This is a genomic window from Pseudomonas sp. WS 5021 (assembly GCF_012985535.1).
In the GTDB taxonomy this organism is placed as follows: Bacteria; Pseudomonadota; Gammaproteobacteria; order Pseudomonadales; family Pseudomonadaceae; genus Aquipseudomonas.
In genome coordinates, this window is sequence record NZ_JAAQWP010000004.1 from 531,180 (window position 1) to 552,221 (window position 21,042).

The 21,042-nt window shown below is 60.7% G+C and carries 17 protein-coding genes; 12 read left to right on the plus strand and 5 right to left on the minus strand.

All coding sequences use genetic code 11. The features are described from left to right. Positions 1–28: 28 nt before the first annotated feature. Positions 29–1,168, plus strand: coding sequence for a glutathione-independent formaldehyde dehydrogenase (locus HBO19_RS16015; RefSeq protein WP_170057830.1), 1,140 nt, complete (start codon positions 29–31; stop codon positions 1,166–1,168). A gap of 666 nt (positions 1,169–1,834) precedes the next feature. Further along, positions 1,835–2,212 (plus strand): Rho termination factor N-terminal domain-containing protein, encoded by a 378-nt coding sequence (locus HBO19_RS16020; RefSeq protein ID WP_170057831.1) that lies wholly within the window; start codon positions 1,835–1,837, stop codon positions 2,210–2,212. 162 nt (positions 2,213–2,374) lie between these two features. Here the strand turns inward: HBO19_RS16020 and HBO19_RS16025 are convergent, their stop codons facing one another. From HBO19_RS16025 to HBO19_RS16035, 3 genes are all read right to left on the minus strand, one after another. After that, positions 2,375–2,584, minus strand: a complete 210-nt coding sequence (locus tag HBO19_RS16025) for a hypothetical protein (RefSeq protein ID WP_170057832.1) — start codon at positions 2,582–2,584, stop codon at positions 2,375–2,377. A 119-nt stretch (positions 2,585–2,703) separates the two neighbouring features. Beyond that, positions 2,704–3,894, minus strand: a complete 1,191-nt coding sequence (locus HBO19_RS16030; RefSeq protein ID WP_170057833.1) for a hypothetical protein — start codon at positions 3,892–3,894, stop codon at positions 2,704–2,706. 90 nt (positions 3,895–3,984) lie between these two features. Then, on the minus strand, positions 3,985–5,439 hold the full coding sequence (locus tag HBO19_RS16035) for a site-specific integrase (RefSeq protein WP_170057834.1): 1,455 nt from the start codon (positions 5,437–5,439) through the stop codon (positions 3,985–3,987). A gap of 552 nt (positions 5,440–5,991) precedes the next feature. Here HBO19_RS16035 and HBO19_RS16040 point away from each other — a divergent pair. From HBO19_RS16040 to HBO19_RS16085, 10 genes are all read left to right on the plus strand, one after another. Continuing rightward, on the plus strand, positions 5,992–7,158 hold the full coding sequence (locus tag HBO19_RS16040) for an efflux RND transporter periplasmic adaptor subunit (protein WP_170057835.1): 1,167 nt from the start codon (positions 5,992–5,994) through the stop codon (positions 7,156–7,158). After that, positions 7,155–10,331, plus strand: a complete 3,177-nt coding sequence (locus HBO19_RS16045) for an efflux RND transporter permease subunit (protein WP_170043468.1) — start codon at positions 7,155–7,157, stop codon at positions 10,329–10,331. Before HBO19_RS16040 ends, HBO19_RS16045 begins: the two co-directional genes overlap by 4 nt. After that, complete coding sequence (locus tag HBO19_RS16050; protein ID WP_170057836.1) at positions 10,328–11,779, plus strand: efflux transporter outer membrane subunit; 1,452 nt, start codon at positions 10,328–10,330, stop codon at positions 11,777–11,779. The genes HBO19_RS16045 and HBO19_RS16050 overlap by 4 nt, the downstream gene beginning before the upstream one ends. Before the next feature lie 107 nt (positions 11,780–11,886). Then, positions 11,887–12,729: a hypothetical protein gene (locus tag HBO19_RS16055; protein WP_169956060.1), complete on the plus strand. Its 843-nt coding sequence runs from the start codon at positions 11,887–11,889 to the stop codon at positions 12,727–12,729. Between the two features lie 178 nt (positions 12,730–12,907). Continuing rightward, positions 12,908–13,903: an HOASN domain-containing protein gene (locus HBO19_RS16060; RefSeq protein WP_169956062.1), complete on the plus strand. Its 996-nt coding sequence runs from the start codon at positions 12,908–12,910 to the stop codon at positions 13,901–13,903. Between the two features lie 39 nt (positions 13,904–13,942). Further along, positions 13,943–14,929 carry an HOASN domain-containing protein gene (locus tag HBO19_RS16065; RefSeq protein WP_169956064.1) on the plus strand — a complete coding sequence of 329 codons (987 nt, stop codon included), beginning with the start codon at positions 13,943–13,945 and terminating at the stop codon, positions 14,927–14,929. A 29-nt stretch (positions 14,930–14,958) separates the two neighbouring features. After that, entirely contained in the window at positions 14,959–16,392 is a 1,434-nt protein-coding gene (purB, locus tag HBO19_RS16070; RefSeq protein WP_170057837.1) for an adenylosuccinate lyase, read from the plus strand. After that, a complete protein-coding gene (locus tag HBO19_RS16075) occupies positions 16,392–17,840 on the plus strand; it encodes an adenylosuccinate lyase family protein (protein WP_169956068.1) in 1,449 nt (482 codons plus the stop codon). Before purB ends, HBO19_RS16075 begins: the two co-directional genes overlap by 1 nt. Positions 17,841–17,885: 45 nt before the next feature. Continuing rightward, the gene (locus tag HBO19_RS16080) at positions 17,886–18,959 is read left to right on the plus strand and encodes a class I SAM-dependent methyltransferase (protein WP_169956070.1); all 1,074 of its coding nucleotides are present in this window, start codon (positions 17,886–17,888) and stop codon (positions 18,957–18,959) included. 119 nt (positions 18,960–19,078) lie between these two features. Next, positions 19,079–19,405 (plus strand): DUF2388 domain-containing protein, encoded by a 327-nt coding sequence (locus HBO19_RS16085; RefSeq protein WP_170057838.1) that lies wholly within the window; start codon positions 19,079–19,081, stop codon positions 19,403–19,405. Positions 19,406–19,412: 7 nt separating this feature from the next. Here the strand turns inward: HBO19_RS16085 and HBO19_RS16090 are convergent, their stop codons facing one another. Together HBO19_RS16090 and HBO19_RS16095 are read right to left on the minus strand one after the other, a co-directional pair. Continuing rightward, positions 19,413–20,153: an SDR family NAD(P)-dependent oxidoreductase gene (locus tag HBO19_RS16090; protein ID WP_170043473.1), complete on the minus strand. Its 741-nt coding sequence runs from the start codon at positions 20,151–20,153 to the stop codon at positions 19,413–19,415. Between the two features lie 29 nt (positions 20,154–20,182). After that, positions 20,183–21,034, minus strand: a complete 852-nt coding sequence (locus HBO19_RS16095; RefSeq protein ID WP_170043474.1) for a shikimate dehydrogenase — start codon at positions 21,032–21,034, stop codon at positions 20,183–20,185. Positions 21,035–21,042: the final 8 nt, after the last annotated feature.

The window sequence follows — 21,042 nt, forward strand, 5'->3', positions numbered from 1 at the left end:
CCTTTCGTCTTGCCTCTGGGAGAATGTAATGAAAGCCATCGTTTACAACGGCCCCCGTGACGTCAGTGTGCAAAATGTGCCGGACGCCAAAATCGAAAAACCTACGGACGTTCTGGTGCGGGTGACGGCCACTAATATCTGCGGATCTGATCTGCATATGTATGAAGGCCGAACCTCTTTCGAAACCGGCAGAGTGTTTGGCCATGAGAACCTCGGCGAGGTCGTTGAAGTAGGCGCCGGCGTAGATCGAGTCAAGGTAGGAGACCGTGTATGTCTGCCATTTAACATCGGCTGCGGTTTTTGCGAAAACTGTGAAAAAGGCCTGACCGGATTCTGCCTGACCGCTAACCCAGGTAGTGCGGGCGCGGCCTACGGATTTGCTGATATGGGGCCTTATCAGGGCGGGCAGGCAGAGCTGCTACGGGTGCCGTATGCCGACTTCAATTGCCTGGTGCTGCCCGACGACGCGCAAGAGCGTGAAGAAGATTACGTCATGCTGTCGGATATCTTCCCAACCGGCTGGCATGCAACCGAGCTGGCGGGCCTCCTTCCTGGGGAGAGCATTGCCATCTATGGCGCCGGCCCGGTGGGTTTAATGGCCGCCCACTCAGCAATGATCAAGGGCGCCTCTCAGGTGTTCGTGGTCGACAATCATCCCGACCGTTTAAAGCTCGCCGCTCAGATGGGTGCTACGCCCATCAACTCGCTTGAGAAAGAGGCAGTGGACCAAATCTTAAATCTGACTCACGGCAAAGGCACCGATCGAGGATGTGAGTGTGTTGGTTATCAATGCTGCGACCGCCACGGTCATGAAACCAATCACCTCACCATGAATAACCTTGTTGCCTCGACAAAAGCGACTGGGGGTATCGGAGTCGTTGGTGTGTTCGTACCTCAGGATCCCGGCGCTAAAAATGAACTCGCCAAAGAAGGCAAGATGGCCTTCGATTTCGGCGCTTTCTGGTTCAAGGGGCAGCAGATTCGAACTGGGCAGGCTAACGTCAAAGTCTACAACCGTCGCTTGGCCGAGCTTATCCATCATGGTCGCGCAAAACCTTCTCAGATCATTTCTCATCGTCTCAAGCTCGCCGAGGGCCCAGGTGCCTATAAGCACTTCGACGCACGTGACGATGGCTGGACGAAGGTCGTACTCAAGCCAGCAGCATAGAATGAACAGCCAACTTTTTGCCGGCTCGCATCGGGCCGGCGTCCTATTCTGAAGAAAAGCCTTAATGCTCTCCCGGTGAGTGTATTCCCCAGGAGTTCTTTGGGACCGCAGCGGTGGTGCAAAAAGAGTGGAGCGCCCAGACGTATGCAGGCTCGCGCTTGAAGGTGGATTTAATAAAGTAGGTTTAGAGCGGTGCGATGATCGGTTTTGAGATTTTGCGCTGTATTTGACTCACTCGCCAGTAGGTAAACGATCATGAAAAAGTTGAGTATATGCTTGGGCTTTTGCAGTGTATTCATGCTTCATGGATGCTTTGACAGCGCCGATAATGCAACGAAAGACAACTCCAGTGGCACCAAGTCCTCTGTAAAGATGCAAGAAGGAAAGGCCGACGAGAGTAGGCAATAATTGACGGCCCAGGCAATCGTGAACCGCTGGGCCAAAATCCTTTACGACAATAGAAGGGTGATTCAGATCAATGCCTGATTTGTGTGGGCGCTGCTCAGCGCTTGATGTGCCCACATCCGGAATGAGTTATTTTACTGCGAAAGCGGCTAGTCTTGGCGGTGATATTCGGAAAGCCATTAAACGGCCGGCCTGAACGTGGTTGGATTTGGATGTTCCACAAATGTAGGCAATGTGTTCAGCAACTAAGAGGATGCGATCATGCCGCGAGGGGATAAAGACAAGTACACCGATAACCAAAAACGGAAAGCGAAACATATCGAAGATAGCTACGAGGCTAAAGGGGTTCCCAAAGATGAAGCAGCAAGTCGTGCTTGGGGAACAGTTAATAAACAGTCAGGTGGCGGCGAACGAAAAGGTGGCTCTGCGCAGAAAACCACCGAGGCAAAAAAGGCTAAAGCCCGAGAGTCATCAGCCCGCCAAGCTGCAGCAACACGACAAGGTGCCCCGCGTACTGATCAGCGATTAGAGGATATGAGCAAAAATGAGCTTATGGAGCGAGCTCGTAAACACCGAATATCCGGGCGTTCAACTATGCGTAAGAGTGAGCTGATCGAGGCGCTGAATGATTTGAGTTAAGGACGTCTAAAGTGGATTCGATCTGCTGCTCGACGGTGCAGTCAAAGCGTAGGTTGGAGATGCCTACGGTGCATGGGCAGTACAGTCATCCCCGGGAGTTGTATGGATAGTTTTACCCGCGAAGGCATTAAGCGACGCCTCATATGCGCTCTCCCGATTATGTCACTTCGGCGTCATCAGCACCGCGAGTGTCATTTTGATGAACTCTTCGTTTTTGCTGATTGTATCTAGCGCACCGCGAACATTTTCGGCGACGTCAGCGGATCCGCGGTGCTCGACCCAAAGTGTTAGTTCCATGATGGCAGCTTCGAGGGCGAGTTGGTTTTGATTGATTTTGAAAAGCAGGGAAGGGAGCAGGTCTGAATTCGTCATTGGTTATTCTCCGTGTGAGGACAGCGTAGCAGTAGGGAAATTTGCGATGACCAATTGTCTAAACGTTGCGATTAGAACCCATTCAAAGTCGTGTTTCCTGAGGTCTACATCGTTGTCGACTACTCAGACCACCAACCTTTCTCTGCCTGTCCGTAGTGTGAGCCACTGAACCAGCTTTCTAGCTCCACGTCCAACGTGCTAATTAATGCCAGATTTCCCTGCAAAGGATCCAAGAGATCAGCCTGCTTGCGAGCCCAGTCGATCCAAGGATTTGCCATTTCGTGATCTGCGACCGAGGCAGTTTTCAGCCGATCTTCCACCGCTTTTATGAAGGCTCGTAAGCGCTCGGCTCGTTCCCATCGCTCAGTATGTTTAACAACACTCAGTCTGAGGCGACGTTGAGTCTCTGTTGCACGGGCTCGTTCAAGACGTCGTCTTTCATCTTCAGCCCATTCACGATTTCTTGCCTCCTCTTTCTCTCTGAGGACCTTGATAGAAACTGATGCGGAACTTAAGCCCGCCAGGATGCTAGAAAGTTTTTTCTCGAGCGGCGCGGTCTTGGTGTCCTTCCAGTTTTTCCGTTCTCCGTAATCCATCCGCGCTTCAATCTGCAACGTCAGTTCGCCCGTTGAGACCCATTCAAACTGTGGGCTTCGTAGGGACATGAAATTAGGCTCCCATGGAGCACCTGGGCGGCGTTTTGGGGGAGGTGGCGGTGGGATCGGATGCTTGTCTAATCGCTCCACGAGTCGCACGGCTATTGGCTCATCGTTGACCGTGACGACTGTTTTTCCTTCAGCGTTGATCTTCCATGAACAACCTTCAGCCTCACCCTCTTTGATCAATGCATCAAAAAGGATTGCGCAGCGTTCTATCAATGTCGACGAAATCATCACATTCAAGACACGCTTGCCTGCGTAATCGAGGTAGCCGTCCTTGACCTTCGATGTTTTTGCGCTCTTTAGCCATTGACTCACTAGCGCGTGAGGCTCGGTTAATTGATAGGGGGCTTCAATCGTTCGCCGGACTATAGGTGAGTTCAAATCAGTGCCAGTCGTGACGAGCGAGTTGTCACGGTCGAGCACTTGGAATCGGACATTGCCTTCGACCTGAGGAGGTTTGGGTTTGCGTTGTCGCTGCTTTTCCGATTTGGCCCAGTGGCCACGCCCAGGGAGAGGGATGCCGGCTTTGCGACAAGCTTTGGCGACGGCGACGTCGGAAACACCAATTTCGTGGGCCAGTTTGACCATGGGTGTTTGCCATACTTTTTCGAACAGTTCCACGACGGTGAAGCTCACGAATGTGTACATGCAGTCTGTCACCTTTCCTCATCGCGAATTTAAGGTCATAACACAGGGTGTCGCGGATGTTGAATTCCGGGAAACTCTGGGTGCAACAGCCTATGTCGGTGTTCGCGTCTCTGGCGTCGCGTACGCTGGAAAAGACAACATCGACTCGTTTGGCGTGTGCTCGTAAGTTGAGGACAGCACGGCACTGAGTCGATCGCTTAACAGGTTCCAGGCGTTTTTCTTCTCTTCGGCATAGTCGTGGTGCAAATAATGGCGTCTCACCCGTGAACCGGCCAGTACATGGTTTTGGCAGCGGTCGATGACGTCCAGGCTGACCCCCAAAGCTTGCATCATGGTCGCGCCCGTGCGGCGCAGGTCATGCGGCGTCCAGTCGACGTTCTGGCCGTCGGCAAGGACCAAGGTATTGTCGTGACGCCGTCTGGAGAGGGCCTTGCGGTTTTTGAACCGGGCCTGGCGATCGCCGACCTGTTTACTCACCACCTTCACGTCCACATGTCCGTCATCCTGCTTGTTCGGAAAGCACCACTGGGAATCTCCCGTCAGGGTCTTGAGTTCCTGAAAGAAATGCAGGGCGAAAGGCGAGAGGAAGACATGGTGGTCCTGTTTCTTGCCACGAGTGCCTTTGACATTTTCGCTGGGGAGGAACCAGATCTGCTGGTCCAGATCGACATTTTTCCATTCGGCCTGCAGCAACTCGCCTATCCGACACAGGGTGCCCAGACTGATCCAGAGCGCGAGTTGGGTTTCCTTCTTTAACGGCCGTATGCCGTCGTATTTTTGCCCAGCGGGTAGGGCGTTGTAATCGGCGGTCATTTGCTGAAAGCGGTTGTGCAGTTCCAACAGCTCAGCCGGGGAAAGGATGCGGCTTCTTTCCGCTTCGTAGTCGGCAGGGATCAAGGGTGAGATGTCGACCAGCTCAGTCGGATCGCCCTCGATCAATAAGGCCCGCCAGGGCTGACGCTTTCTGGCCCAGCTGAACATCTGGGTGAGGTCGGCGAAGAAACTGATGGCTTGTCGGTGAGCGCCGCGGCTAACGACTGTCCGGATCAATGCCCGAACATCGTGCTCGGAAACACTGCTGACTGACGTCTTGCCTAGTGCAGGGTAAAGGTCCTTATTAAAACGTCGTTGCAACTCGGCATTGCCGTCTTTGCGCGCGACGCCATCCACCAGCCAAGCGTTAGCCAGATCCTGGACGGTCAGCGTTTGCACCTTCGTCGTTTTTACTTGTTCGGCCTCTACGTTAGCTGCGGCGTATGCCTGTGCCTTGGCGGTTTTCTTGTGCTCGTTGGGATTGATTTGCTCATCAATGAGCGCCCTGGCCTGGTTACGCGCCTTGCGGATGTCCGTCAGGGATTTGCGCGGCCAGGTTCCGCAGGCGTACTCTTTGTTCTGGTCGCCCCAGCGATAACGATAGAAAAAGCTGACCGACACACCGTCCTTGCGGACTGAGATTCGACCGGCCAGATTGCCATCCTCCCGGAGGATGCGGCCGGCATCGTTGGCAGTCAGTGACTCGAGTTCTTTGATGGTGATTTTGGCCATAAAACGGGCTCCCCCTACTTTTACCCCCACAAAACCGTCGGCTCTTGGTGGACGTTACTGGACTCACTTAGAGCAGAACACCGCTGGAGCTCAAGTAAATACTAGCTTAGAAAATTCCAGAGTAAAATTGTGGAAGCTTTCAAGACGTATGAAAAAGGAGATGGGGTGCTAGGGGTCGAGTGTTCGAATCACTCCGTCCCGACCATATTTCCTGACTAAAGTCAGACACTTAAGCCGATCAGCTAGATCGGCTTTTTTGTGCCTGCGCAAAACCCGCGCAAAACTATCCGGCATCTCTTGAGCCTTCCATCCCTTATAACAACCGCCTCCTCCCGATCCTCCCTGAGCGCGCGCGTCAGATATCTCTGATCGATCTGCGTCTAGCCCCCGCAGCCGCGCACCCGAGATTGTATGTGCTCGAAAATCACCCCGCACGCTCAAGCCTCAAACAAACCCCACCTGTCATTTTCATAACACTTGACCTTCCCCTCATGGCAAGCCGGATAAAACCTCAAGTGTTGGTTTGTCCTGAAAATTACAAGGAGGTACACGATGTACGGCAAGCGAATAACCCTGGGCGCCGTGGCGATAGCTGTCGTGTTCACGCTGGGTGGCTGTAAGGAGAGCGCGCCTGTGGCTGATGCCGCCAAGCCGCCTGGTGTGCCGGTGGCCGAGGTGGTTGCGCAGCCGGTGACTCCGTTTGTCGAATACACCGGTTCCTTGACCGCGATTGAGCAGGTTGAGCTGCGCCCGCGTGTCAGTGGTTACCTGCAACAGGTCAGCGTGCCCGAAGGCCAATCCGTGGCCAAGGGCAGTCTTTTGTTTGTGATTGACCCACGGGAATTCCAGGCCGCGCTGAACGCTGCCAAGGGGCGCTTGCGTGAGGCGCAGGCCAACGCATTGCTGGCCCAGGCCGAGCATGGCCGAGCCGAGCAACTGTTCGCCAAAAAAGTGGTGGCGCGTGATCGGCTCGACACTGCCATTGCTTCGCTGAACGCCGGCAGGGCCCAGGTTGATGCCGCCAGGGCAGCGCTGGACGCCGCCCAACTGGATTTGAGTTACACCCGTGTCACCGCGCCCATCAGCGGTCGCGTGGACCGTGCCCTGGTCACGGAGGGCAACTACGTCACCCGTGGGGTGACGCCGCTGACGACGATCGTCTCCATTGACCCGTTGCATGTGTATTTCGATGTCGATGAACGCACCTACCTGCGCTCGCTCGCCGCGACTCGGGAGGATGCCGCGTCCAAGGGGGAAAAGGCCGCCAAGGTCATGGTGGCGATGCTTAACGACGCAAACTATGCGCGGGCCGGGCGGGTGGACTTCCTGGCGAATGCGGCCGACCGCAAGACCGGCACAGTGCGTGCGCGTGCAGTGGTCGATAACCCCGACGGGCGCCTGACGCCGGGGCTGTTCGCCAAGGTCAAGCTGGACACCGGCGCGCCGCAACCCCGGGTGTTGGTGGCCGACCACTCCATCGGCACTGACCAGGGTCGCCGCTATGTATTGGTGGTCGGCGCAGGCGACAAGACCGAATACCGCCCCGTCGAGCTGGGGCCGATGGCCAACGGCCTGCGGGTGATTGAGCAGGGCCTGCAGCCGGGTGAGCGCATTGTGGTCAAGGGGCTGGTGCGCCCCGGCATGCAGGTGACGCCGCTGGCCGCCAACATCGACGGCGCGCCGTTGGATGCACCGCTGGTCATGGGGGGCGTGCAATGAGCTTCCCACGCTTTTTCATTGACCGGCCGATCTTCGCCATCGTGCTGTCGGTGTTGATGATGATCGCTGGCATCGTGGCCTTCTTTCATTTGCCGCTCAGCGAATACCCCGCCGTGACGCCGCCCACCGTGCAAGTGACCGCATCCTATCCGGGCGCCAACCCCCAGGTGATCGCCGAGACGGTGGCGGCGCCACTTGAGCAGGTGATCACCGGGGTCGAGGGCATGCTGTACATGACGTCGCAATCGGCGACCGATGGCCGCATGATCCTGACCGCAACGTTTGCCCAGGGCACCAACGCGGACATGGCGCAGATCCAGGTGCAAAACCGCGTCTCGCGGGCCCTGCCGCGTTTGCCCGAAGAGGTACAGCGCCTCGGCGTGGTCACGCAGAAGACCTCCCCGGACATCCTCATGGTGGTCCACCTGCTGTCGCCTGACCAACGTTACGACCCGCTCTATATCTCCAACTATGCCTACCTCCAGGTGCGCGATGAGCTGTCGCGGATTCCGGGGATCAACGACGTGCTGGTGTGGGGTGCGGGCGAGTACAGCATGCGTCTGTGGCTCGACCCGGACCTGATCGCCGCCCGTGGCTTGACCGCAGGCGACGTGATCAGCGCCGTGCGTGAGCAGAACGTGCAAGTGGCGGCCGGCTCGGTCGGCCAGGCGCCTGACTCCAGTGCGGCATTCCAGGTCACGGTCAATACCCTCGGGCGCCTGACGGACGAGGAGCAGTTTGGCGACATCATCATCCGCACCGGCGATAACGGCCAGGTGACGCGCCTGCGCGATGTGGCCCGTGTGGAAATGGGCGCCGATGCGTACGCGTTGCGCAGCCTGTTGGATGGCGAGCCGGCCGTTGCCTTGCAGATCATCCAGAGCCCGGGCGCCAACGCGCTCGATGTGGCGCAGGCGGTGCGCGATACCATGCAGCGCCTGGAGGCCAACTTCCCCGAGGGGATGGTGTCGCGGATTGCCTATGACCCGACAGTGTTTGTGCGCGCATCGCTGGAGTCAGTGGCCATCACCCTGATGGAAGCGATCCTGCTGGTGGTCCTGGTGGTGGTGGTGTTCCTGCGTAACTGGCGCGCATCCCTGATCCCGTTGATGGCCGTGCCGGTGTCGATTATCGGCACCTTTGCGGTCATGCATCTGATGGGCTTTTCCCTCAATACCCTGTCGTTGTTCGGCCTGGTGCTGTCCATCGGCATCGTGGTCGACGATGCAATCGTGGTGGTGGAGAACGTCGAGCGGCATATCGAGAACGGCGAGGAGCCGACGCAGGCTGCGCGACGAGCGATGGGCGAGGTGACCGGGCCGATCATTGCGATCACCTCGGTACTGGCTGCGGTGTTCATCCCCACGGCCTTCCTCAGTGGCTTGCAAGGTGAGTTTTATCGGCAGTTCGCGCTGACCATCGCGATTTCCACGATCCTGTCGGCGGTCAACTCCCTGACCCTCAGCCCGGCACTCGCCGGACTGTTGCTGCGCCCGCGCGGTGCCGCCGTGGTACATGATCCGCGTAGCCTGCGCGGTCGCGCCGCGCACCTGGTGCAGGTGCTGAGCCGGCCGTTCCAGCGGGCACCGCAGGCGTATGGCAACACGGTGCGCAAGGTGGTGGGCCGTCGCGGCGTGGCGCTGTTGGTTTATGGTGGGTTGCTGGCGCTGACCTGGTTCGGCTTCAGTGCTGTACCGGCGGGCTTCGTACCGATGCAAGACAAGTACTACCTGGTAGGCATCGCCCAATTGCCCAACGCGGCCTCCCTGGATCGCACCGACGCAGTGGTGCGGCAAATGTCGAAAATCGCCCTGGATGAACCAGGGGTCGAAAGCGTGGTGGCATTCCCTGGGTTGTCGGTCAACGGCTTCGTTAACGTACCGAATGCCGCGGTGATGTTCATCATGCTTGATCCGTTCAAAGAGCGTACCTCTGCGGACATGGCGGCGGTTGCCATCGCCGGGCGCCTGCAAGCCAAGTTCGCGAACATTCCCGACGGTTTCCTCGGCGTATTCCCACCGCCGCCAGTGCCCGGCCTTGGGGTGACCGGCGGCTTCAAGCTGCAGGTCGAGGACCGTGGCGGGGTCGGGCTCCAGGCTCTGGTGCAGCAGACCCAGGTGCTGATGACCAAAGCCACCGAGTCGGGCCAGGTCGCTGGGTTGATGACCAGCCTTGACGTCAACGCGCCTCAGTTGAATGTCGATATCGACCGCACCCAGGTCAAGAGCCAGGGGGTGCGGCTGGCCGATGTGTTCGAGTCCTTGCAGGTCTACCTCGGTTCGCTGTATGTCAACGACTTCAACCGTTTCGGCCGCACCTACAAGGTGACGGCCCAGGCCGACGCGGACCACCGCATGCAGGCCGAAGCCATCGGCCGCCTGCAGGTGCGCAACGCGGCCGGGGACATGCTGCCGTTGTCGGCGTTTGTCACCGTCACACCGAGTTCCGGACCCGATCGGGTGATTCACTACAACGGCTACCCCTCGGCCGACATCTCCGGCGGAGCGATGCCGGGGGTCAGTTCGGGGCAGGCCGTCGCGCTCATGGAGCGCCTGGCGCAGGAGGTGCTGCCCGAGGGTGTGACCTTTGAATGGACGGACTTGACCTACCAGCAAAAGCTCGCCGGGTCATCGGCTCTGTTTATTTTCCCGCTGTGTGTGTTGCTGGCCTACCTGATCCTGGCCGCGCAGTACAACAGCTGGCTGCTGCCCCTGGCGGTCTTGCTGATTGTGCCCATGTGTCTGCTCAGCGCGATCATTGGCGTCTGGTTGGTGGACGGCGACAACAACGTGTTCGTGCAGATCGGGTTGGTGGTGCTGGTGGGGCTGGCGGCGAAAAACGCGATCCTGATTGTCGAGTTTGCCCGCAGCCTTGAAGCCGAAGGCGCCAGCCCGCTGGAAGCGGTTATCCACGCGTGCCAACTGCGCTTGCGGCCGATCCTGATGACCTCACTGGCGTTCATCGCTGGCGTGGTGCCGCTGGTATTTGCCAGCGGAGCCGGGGCCGAGATGCGCCATGCCATGGGGGTTGCGGTGTTTGCCGGGATGCTGGGGGTGACGCTGTTCGGTCTGTTCCTGACGCCGGTGTTCTATGTGGTGATGCGCAGCCTTGCCCTGCGTTTGCAGCGCAAGGGCGCGAGTCCCAAGCTGCAATTGGAGGAGAGCGCGTCATGAGATTGGCCTATCAAGCGTTTCTGTTGTCGTCGCTCCTGGTGACTGGCTGCACCGCAGTCGGGCCCGATTATTCCGCGCCGGTGCTGCCCGCCGCGCAACGGCCGGCGAGCTTCGGCGCACCCATCGCCGGTCTCGGTACGGGCGAGGTCGAGGTGCAGTGGTGGCGTGTGTTCGATGAGCCGGCCCTCAGCCAACTGATCCAGCAGGCGCTGGCGGCCAACCACGATATCGGCATCGCCACCGCGCGGCTCGACGAAGCCAAGGCGATGCTGCGCGAGAGCCGCCAGGGCTTCTTGCCCAGCGGCGGTGCCGCGTTAGGGTATGAGCACCGACAGCGCAGCGAAGTCGAGACGCCGTCCGGCCAGCAGCGCTCCCTTGAAACCACGCGCGCAGCGCTGGATGCCGCCTGGGAAATCGACTTGTTTGGCCGCGTCCGGCGCTCGGTGGAGGCCGCGCAGGCCCAGGCGGGCTCGCGCCAGGCGTTGCTGCGCAGCGTACAGGCGAGCGTTGCCGCCACGGTTGCCGCGACCTGGTTCGAGCTGCAAGGGGTCGAAGCCGAGCAGACGGTGGTGGCTGACATCAGTCAAAGCCAGCGCGACAGCCTGGGCCTGGTGGAGCATTTGGTCAGTGTGGGGGCCGCCACCGAGTTCGATCGGCTGCGAGCCGAGGCCTTGCTGCGCAATGTCGAGGCGGTCGCCCCCGGCCTTGAGCGGCGTCGCGCAACCACTACCAATGCACTAGCGGTCTTGCTGGGGCAGGCGCCGCAAGGGTTCAAGCCACCGCAGGCCAGGCCCGGTCGTGAGACCTTGAACCTGCGCACCCTGCAGGTGGGCGACCCGGCCGGCTTGCTGGCCCGGCGCGCCGATATCGCCGCAGCCGAACGTGTGCTGGCGGCCGAGACCGCGCAGATCGGCGTGGAAACAGCCGGTCTGTATCCGGACATCCAGGTGCAGGGCTCCATCGGCCTGCTGGCCGGAAGCCTCGGCGCCTTGGGCGATTCGGGCATGCAGTCGAACTTTATTGCACCAGTCATTCGCTGGTCGCTGCTGGACACTGGGCGCGTACGTGCGCGGATTGCCGCCAGCGAGGCGCGCACCCAGGCGGCATTGATCAGCTACGACCAGACCGTATTACGCGCCCTGCAGGAAACCGATGACGCGTTCCAGGCCAACAGTGCGGCGGGCAGCACCCTGGGCCTGCGACTGCTGGAGGCCGCGGCCAATCGCGAGGCGGCGAGGTTGGCCCGCACGCGCTTCACGGACGGTGAGGGGGTGTACCTGGACGTACTGGAGGCAGAGCGCGCGGACTTCACCAGCCGCCGCGCACTGACCGTGGCGCGCACCGAGCAGCGCTTGGCGGTGGTCGGCATCTACAAGGCGCTCGGCGGTGGCTGGCAGATCTGCGAGCAGGCGGGGCAGGTGTGCAGCGGCGCTGCGGCGCTGCGTTAGACGCCGTTGTTGTACGCAAGCGCTGTGCTTGCGGTGTTCGGCGAAGGACGGCGAGGCGGCAGATTTCCTGGCGCAAGCCACCATTTATCGAATGAGGAGTCACCCATATGGATACCAAGCAGGTTCTGACCGTTGGCCTGGCAGTGCTAGGCGCGGCGGCAATGCCGTCGATGGCAGCCCAGGAAAGCATCAAAGGCACGTTCGCCTTGCCCGGCGAGAGTGAAAAGGCCGTGGGAGCGCTGATCGTCAAGGAAACCGGGCCGCTGACACGTGAGTTGTCGATCGCCTTTACCGACAAGGCCACCGGGCAACCGATCGTGCAGTTTGACGAAGAACTGACCCAGCGCCTTCATGTGCTGGCGACCGACAGCCATTTCACCAGCTTTATCCATGAGCATGCGGCCAAGCTGGGCGCTGACGGTCGTTTCAAGGTCGCGATGAAGTTTCCTCGGCCGGGCACCTATTACGTCTATGCCGATGCCGTACCGAGCGGGCTCGGCCAGCAGGTGGTGCGCTTCGAGGTGCCGGTGCAGGGCGCCACCGAGGCGGTGGCCCAGGCGCCGGCCAAACCGGAGCAGGGTAGCGATGGGCCCTACACGGTCAAGTTGGACACTTCGGCCCTGCGTGCCGGCAGCGAAAGCATGATGTCGCTGACGGTGCTCAAGGATGGCAAGCCGGCCCAGGACCTGGACACCTACCTGGGGGTGGCGGCCCATGCGGTGTTCGTCAGTACCGATGAGCTGGACTACGTGCACGCGCATGCCATGGCGGCGCCAATGCCAGGGCAGGCCGCCCACGCCGGGCATGGCGAGCCAGGCGCGGTGTCGGCGCAGTTGATGCTGCATGCCAAACCTGCGCATGCGGGCCCTTACGCCTTGTGGATTCAATTCAAGGGCGGCGACCAGATTCGTACCGTGCCATTTCTTGTGACGGTTCCCGCGGCGTCCTGAAGCCTGTTCACCTCGCCGTTGGTCAGCCATCGGCGAGTGAATCACCAATGGATGCTGGCTGTTTCAACTCTATTAAAAAGAATTGTCCTACAGGTATTGACCTTGCCACTGGAGGAACCTTTAGGCTTTTTTTTCGAGTACGCAAAAAATCATAAAAACAAGGATCAAGGGGTTATCAATGGATACTGCTACCCTGCAACAACGCTCGGACGCCCATCAGTGCAACAACGCTTCGGCGCTGATGGCTGATGCTTTAAAGCCCGGCGCGCAATACGCCCAAGTCACTGGCGCGCTGGACGCGCTGCTCGCCCTGACCCGCCAAGGCCTGTCGGGAGACACCGGCGCCTACGCCCACTACCAGTCAGCACTGCTGCAACTGCACATTCCCGGCGATCCGCGCACCGAGCCGACCCGGCGCTGGATGGCCAGTGAGGTGTACCGCGTCGAAGATGAGTTCGCCGCCGACCTGCCAAGTTTCACCGCGCTGCCGGTGGATGAGTTCCGCAAGCAGGTCGACGCAGAAATCGCCGCTCGCAGCCGGGTCAACCACCCCATGTCGCTGCACCTGTTCCAGGGCACGCCGCCTGCGCAAGACGTGCGTTTCTTCCTGGAACACCACTGGACCCGCTCCTACAACTTCTACAGCCTGTTGGCGGAACTGGCCTTTCGCTTCGAAGCCATCGAGGACGCCTCGGTGTTTTACCGCAACCTCTACGGCGAAGCGGGGGCGGAGACACCTGAGCGCTCGCACCCGGCGATGCTGGCCCACCTCATGGAGTATTTCGATATTCCGTTGGCAATCGATTTCCCGGCACTGCATCCCCTGGAAAAGGCCTACCTGAACAATCGCATTCGTTGTGTGCGCCACACCGATGTGGCCTGGGGACTGGCGCTGCTGTACGCCGTCGAGTCGGTCAGTTGCGTCAACCATCGGCGCATCTATGAGCTGTTGCAGCGCCTCGATGTGCCAGAGGGGCCTAGTGAATTCCACCGCCTGCACGGCACCCAGGATGAGATCGATACCGAGGAAATGTGGGCTCTGATTGCCAAGTTCGCCAGCGACGACGGCTTCCAGCGCACGTTCATGCGTGCGCTCAAGCGTCACTTCGAGATCAACAAGGCCTACTTCGACAGCCTGTGGCAGCAGATGCAGGCACAACGCCTGTCCGCGTGATCCTCCCAGCGACCCCAGAACAAAAAAATGGAGCACATGATGAGCCCACGTAATTTCTCGTTGCCGCAATTGCAGAATATTCACACCGCTGAAGCCCGCCTGTTGGCCGAGGCGCTCAAACCCGATGCGACGTTCAACCGCATCGAAATCGCTGCCAATATGCTGCGCGCCCTGTGTGAATCGGGCCACCAGGGCGATGCTGCGAACGCCGCGCAGTGCCAGCAACTGTTGTACATCCTGTCGCTGAGCGATGACGTTGCGACAGCCTCGACCCGGCGCTGGCTGGCCAATGCCATCTATAGCGTGCAAGAGCGCTTCATGCCGTCTGCGGACCTGGCATCGCCCCTGTCCGAAGCCGGTTTCCAGCAGCGCCTGGAAGAAGAGATCGCCGCGCAGTCGCGGGAAAACCACCCGATGTCGCAGTACATATTTGAAGGCAAGGCCTCCCGTGATCAACTGCAGGTGTTCCTGCATCACCAGTGGTTCCGCACCTTCCGCCTGTACCGCGATGCCGCGGACTTGCTGGTCAACCTGACCGACGTGGACGAGGCGGCCGCGCTTGGCCGTTACCTGTACGGCGAGCTGGGCGAAGAGGACGAGCAGCGCTCCCACCCCCGGCTGTTGGCCAAGCTCCTCGGCGCCGTGGGCTTGTCTGCCGATTTCGAGGCCATCTCGACCATGCCCGAGGAAGTCGCCTACCTGAACAACCGGGCCCGATGCTTTCGCAACCCGGATGTCGGCTGGGGCCTGGCGGTGTTCTACATCACCGAGCTGGTGGTCCCCGGCAATCACGGCAAGCTGTACAACGCCTTGCGCAACGCTGGCCTGAGCCAGGACGACGCGGAGTACTACGAGGTGCATATCAGCCTGGTCCCGCCGCGGGCCAAGCGTGAGTGGGCGCTGATCTCACGGCGTATTCCGGACCTCGCGTTCCAGAATTCATTCCTGACCTCCCTGGCCCAGCATTTCCGGCTCGAGAGGGCTTATTACGACGCTGTCTGGGCACACGTGCAGCGCGTTAAGTAGCCCTCCCTGGACAACGCGAGTACCCAGACATGCCGAGTCATATAACAGAGTCCCGTATCCACGGGGGCGCTTACTCGTCCCCGGAATTTGCCGCGATCTTCTCTGATGCCAATCAGGTGCAGAAGTGGCTCGATGTTGAAACCGCGCTGGCGGCGACCCAGGCGCAGATGGGCATCATCCCCCACGAAGCGGCACGGGAAATCGCCCGGGTGGCCAGTGTGGAGCTGCTCGACCTTGACGCCTTGGGGCGCGAGAGCATGGAAACCGGGCACATCCTGGTGCCGACCATTCGCGCCCTGGAGGCCTTGTGTGCCGATGGCTTGGGTGAGTACGTGCATTACGGCGTGACCACCCAGGACATCCTCGACACCGGGCTTATCTTGCAGGTCCGCGATGCCTGGGGCCTGGTGTTGCAGCGCCTGCGGGGGATTCGTGGGCATTTGCTCACGCTCGCCCTGCGGCACAAGCACACTCCGATGGTCGCCAGGACCCACGGGCAGCAAGCGCTGCCCACCACGTTCGGCTACAAGGTCGCGGTGTGGGTCGATGAAATCGATCGACACCTTGAGCGCTTCGATGAGGCCCATGCCCGGGTAATGGTGGGCAACCTGACCGGCGCGGTGGGCACCCTGGCGGCGTTTGGCCCACAGGGGCTTGAGGTGCAGCGCCGGACCCTGGAAAGCCTTGGCCTGGGGGCGCCGTTGAGCAGTTGGCACAGCGCCCGCGACCGGATCCTGGAGGCGGCCTGGCTGCTGGTCCAGGCTTCGGCGACCTTGGGCCGGGTCGCCAATGAGATCTACCACCTGCAGCGCACCGAGATCGATGAAGTGCGCGAAGGCCGCCGGGCAGGGCAAGTGGGCAGCAGCACCATGCCCCACAAGCAAAACCCGTCGACGGTGGATCTGATCAGCGCGCTTTCGCGGCTGGTGCGCGCACAGATGCTCGCGCTGACCGATGCGGCGTTCCAACTGCATGAACGCGACGGCACCACGTGGCGCATCGAATGGGCGGCCTTGCCGGAGCTGTTCATCTACGCCGGTGCCTTGCTCGCCCGTATGGAGGGCGTGCTGCTGGCCGGGCTGGATGTACGCGAAGCGCGCATGCGCAGCAACCTGGATTTGCTGGGCGGGCTGATCCTGTCGGAACGGGTGATGCTCGCGCTGGCGCCTCGCTTAGGCAAGCAGACGGCCCATCACCTGGTCCACGAAATCGCCCAGCAGGCCCAGGGCGCGGGCGCTTCTTTTCGCCAGGCCCTGCTCAACGACAAGCGTCTGCACGGCTGTTTTACCCGCCAAGCGCTCGACGACCTGCTTGACCCGACCACCTACACCGGGCTTGCAGCACAGATGGTCGACCTGGTGGCGAACAAAGCAATACCCCGCTGTTCAAGCGAAGGCCTTGAAGCGGTGATGGCAACCCAAGGAAACCCCGGTCAGCCCCAGTACGCGATGGAGGGTATGTGATGGATTCGCAAACGATGGAAATGGCAGCCCGTGCATCTTGCACCGCACGTTCGGAACACCTCGGCCTTGGTCATGACGGCGAGCAATGCCGCCACGAACACAGCCACATTCTCGACTCGAAAACCCATGGCTCAGGCTATGCCGGCCCGCAGAGCCGCAAGATTTTCTGCAGTCACTGCCGCTTGCAGCGCTGGCTGGATGTGGAAGCCGCGCTGGCCATGGCCCAGGCCGATGTCAATATCATCCCGCGCGAGGCGGCCCTGGAAATCGAAAAAGCCGCCTTGCTGTCGGGTATCAATGTGCGCCAGCTGGCCGAGGGCGTGGCTGCCACCGGCCATTCGCTGATGCCATTGCTGAGCGCCCTGCAAAAAAACTGCAGCCCGAGTGCCCGTGAATTCGTGCACTACGGCGCCACCACCCAGGACATCCAGGACACCGCCCAGTCCCTGGAAATGCGCGACGTCCTCGACGCGATGGACCTGGCCCTGGAGACTTTGCTGGGCAAACTGTCGACGCTGGCCGATGCGCACCGTGATTCGCTGATGGTCGCCAGGACCCATTCGATCCCTGCGTTGCCGACCACCTTCGGACTCAAGGTCGCCGGCTGGATCGACGAACTGTTGCGCCACCGCCAGCGCCTGGCCGAGGCCCGCCAGCGAGTACTGGTGGTGCAGCTGTTTGGTGGAGTCGGCACGATGGCAGCGTTTGGTCCGCACGCGATGCCTATGCTTGAGCGCTTCGCGCAGCGCTTGTCGCTGCAAGTGCCCCTGGCGGGATGGCATGTGTCCCGAGACCGTGTCGCAGAGTTCGTCAGCACCTTGGCCATGGTCACGGCATCGCTGGCCCGCGTGGCCGACGAAATCCGCACGCTCAATCGCTGGGAAATCGGCGAAGTTGAAGTGGGCTGGAGCGACCAGCAGATTGGCAGCAGCACCATGCCCCACAAGCGCAACCCCGAAGGCTGCGAGCAGGTCGTGGTCCTGGCGCGGTTGGCCAAGGCCCAGGTCATGCTGGCGCTGGATGCGATGATCCTCGAACACGAGCGCGATTACCGTGGCACACGCCTGGAATGGTGTGCGGTGGCGGACGTTTCGCACTATGCGCTGATGGCACTCTCGATCCTGACCGAGACCATCGACGGGCTGACCGTTAACGTCAAGAAGATGGAATGCACCGCCCAGGCCTATGGCGATGCGATCTGCACCGAAGCCGTGGTGTTCGAAATGGCCCGCAAGCTCGGCAAGAGCAGTGCCTACCAGATCATCTTCGAAGTGTCCCAGGCGAGCCAGCGCGATCACGTGTCGATCCGCACGGCGATCGAGGCCGATGCCCGGGTTGTCGCTGTCATGGATGCAGGCGTCCTGGCGCGGCTGTTCGAGCCCCGAAGCCATCTGGGGATGTCCGAACGCATTGTCGATAACGTGCTGTCCAACGTGACGGCCCGCTGACTATTGCTTACTGAGAAGGCTTGCAATCTTATCAAGGAGAGACAGATGTCAAACGTTATGGAAGTTGATAAAGCCAAGGTCCAGCAGTTTTCCGCACGGATCATGGAGGATTACGGCAACACGCTGCGCGGTGCGATGCTCTACATCGGCGACCAGCTTGGCTTGTTCAAGACACTGGCCGACGGCGAGGCCGTGACCCTGGAGCAACTGGCGCAAAAGAGTGGCTACAACCAACGCTATTTGCGCGAATGGCTGGGCAGCATGGTTACCGGCAATTATGTGACGTACGACGCGCAAACCCGCCGCTACCAGATGCCCGCCGAGTTTGTGCCGGTACTCGCCGACGAAGACTCGCCGTATTTTGCCGGGGGGATCATCCAGCTGAGTGTGCCGTTCGTGAGCATGGCGCCCAAGGTCATCGAAGCCTTTCGCCATGGCGGTGGTTGCGCCGAAGAGGCGTTTCCGCTGGAAACCTGGAAAGGCATGGAACGCATGACCATGCCTTGGTACAAGCACTACCTGGTCCAACACTGGATTCCCTCCCTGGACGGCGTTGAAGAAAAACTCAAGACCGGCGGCAGCGTGCTGGATTTCGGCTGTGGTGCTGGCCTGGCGGCGATCACCATGGCCAAGGCGTACCCCGAGGCCCGTATTGTCGGCTGCGACTTCCACCTGCCTTCCATCGAACTGGCACGTGCCAACGCCAAGGCCGCCGGGGTCGGTGACCGGGTGCAATTTGAAGTGAACGATTCGGATGCCCTGCGAGGCCAGCAATTCGACTTTGTGACCACCTTTGTGGTGATCCACGATGCCACCGATCCCCAGCAGATGCTCAAGGACCTGCGCGCAGCGACGGCCGAAGACGGCACCTACCTGATGGTTGAGCTCAACCTGTCCGATGAGCTTCACGAGAACATGAACCTGTTCGGTCGAGTGATGTACCCGCAGAGCACCCTGTACTGCATGACCTGTTCACTGTCCCACGGCGGGGCAGGGCTGGGGGCGTTCATGGGCGAGAAGCGCGCACGGCAGATGGCGCAAGCCGCCGGGTTCAGCCACTTTCGCAAGGTGCCTTCCGAATGGCCGCCGATGCCGGCGTTGTTTGAGCTCAAGCCGTGATCTAGCGTGCCCGGGGGCGGGTCGTACACGTTCCCGGGCATGCTCCTGCGACACCTGCGTGGTGGATGGCCCAACTCTGTTATCGTGGCGCCCCTCTGAACGCAAGGAAGCAATCACCCATGCATTTGCGCAAATCCCTGGCAATCGTCCTCCTGGCATCGGTTGGCAATCTGGCGGTAGCCGCGGAAAACAACAACCCGTTCCAGGGGGCGCTTATGCTCACCTCGGTAGCGCCCTTCGTGATTACCTCGGGTGCCACCGCAGGAACTTCATACATTCCAGAGCTTTTCAAATCATCCAAAAGCGATGCCCTGGCGTTCATCGGCTCCGATGGCGAGATCCGTGGAGCACAGTTCGAGCAGGCGTGCAGGTTTTACCGCTCGACCTACACGCCACCGCTGATGTCCGACGCACAACTGGCCCTGGCGATCGCAGCCGCCGGCTGATGGGGGCTCACCCCGCGATGTACAGCCCCCCATTCACATGCAGCACTTCCCCGGTCATGAAGCTTGCGCCGTTGCTGCACAAAAAGGCGATCACCGAGGCGATCTCGCTGGGCTGTCCCAGGCGTTTGAGCGGCGTTTGCTCCACCGAGTCACTACCACGGGTGGCGATCAGGCTTTGGGTCATCGGGGTTTCGATGATGCCGGGGGAGACAGCGTTGACCCGGGTGTTCGGGCCCAGTTCGCGGGCCAGGGCGCGGGTCAGGCTAAGCAGACCGCCCTTGGAGGTGCCGTAGTGGGCGTTGGAAAACGCACCGCGGTGGGCTGCGACTGAGGTCAGGTTGACGATTGCGCTGTTGGCGCGCAATGCCGGGATCGCCCGCTGGCACAGATAAAATACGCCGTCGAGGTTGATGCCCAGGGTCTGGCGCCATTGTTCGTCGGTCATCTGGCGAATCGGTTGTGACTGGTACAAACCGGCCGATGGCACCAGGAAGTCGATGCCGCCAAAGCGCTCGACGGCCAGTTGCACGGCCTTGGCCGAATCTTGTGGGTCGGCGGCGTTCATGCGCAGGGTTGCAACGCGCTCGCCGCTGGCGTCGAGTTTCTGGGCGAAGTCCGCCAGGCCATCGCCGTCCAGGTCAGTGAGCACCATCGAGGCGCCGTATTGATAGAACAGCTTCGCCACTTCACGGCCAATGCCGCCGTTGGCACCCGTCAGTAGCAGAACGCGATTGTTGAAATCGTACATGGGTGTTGTCTCCGAAAGGATGCCAGGGTTCACGGGCCGAGAATGCGCGCCAGGTGTTCGTGCTGCAGATCAACCCCCAGAAAGCGGCAGATCTGCACGATTTGCCCGTAAATCATGTGTTGCCCGTGGTGTACGCGGCAGCCGCGCGCCCGTGCCGCTGCCAGCAGAGCGGTATCGGCGGCGCGCATCACGGCCTCGCAAACCAGCGCATCAGCCCGCAGGGTGCCCGGGTCCAGGGGCAGGGCGTCGTCGTCCTTGAGCCCCAGGGAGGTGGCGTTGATGATCACGTCAAAGTCCTGGGCATTGCCGTCGCTCAGGCTTAATTCGACGTCGGGGAACTGTGTTTCGAGGCGCTCCAGCAGGGCCGCGGCGCGGGCCGGGGAGCGGTTGTAGATCGCCAGCCGCGCCGGTTGTTGCCCGGCAATCGACCAGGCAATCGACTTGCCGGCCCCACCGGCCCCCACCAGCAGCACACGCTTGCCTTCCAGCCGGTGTCCCTGCTGGTGCAGCCCGGCGAGCATGCCTTCGCCATCGAAGTTGCCTCCAATCAGCCGACCGCTCTCGGGCTCGATCCGTACCGCATTCACCGAGCCGACCTGCCGCGCGGTGTCGGTCAGTTCGTCGCACAACTCAACGATGCTTTCCTTGAATGGAATGGTCACCACCAGGCCATGCAGGTTGGCTATGCCGGCCACGCCGAGCAGCACCTTGTGCAGGTTCGAGCCGCGCACGTGGAGGGGCACGCAGACCAGGTCCAGGCCCTGATTGGCGGCGCTATGGTTGATGACTTGCGGGGTTTTTACATGGGCGATCGGGTCGGCAACGATGCCGATCAGTTGGGTCTGGCCACTGATGTGTGGCAGAGCTCTGGTAGGACTCATAAGTAGGA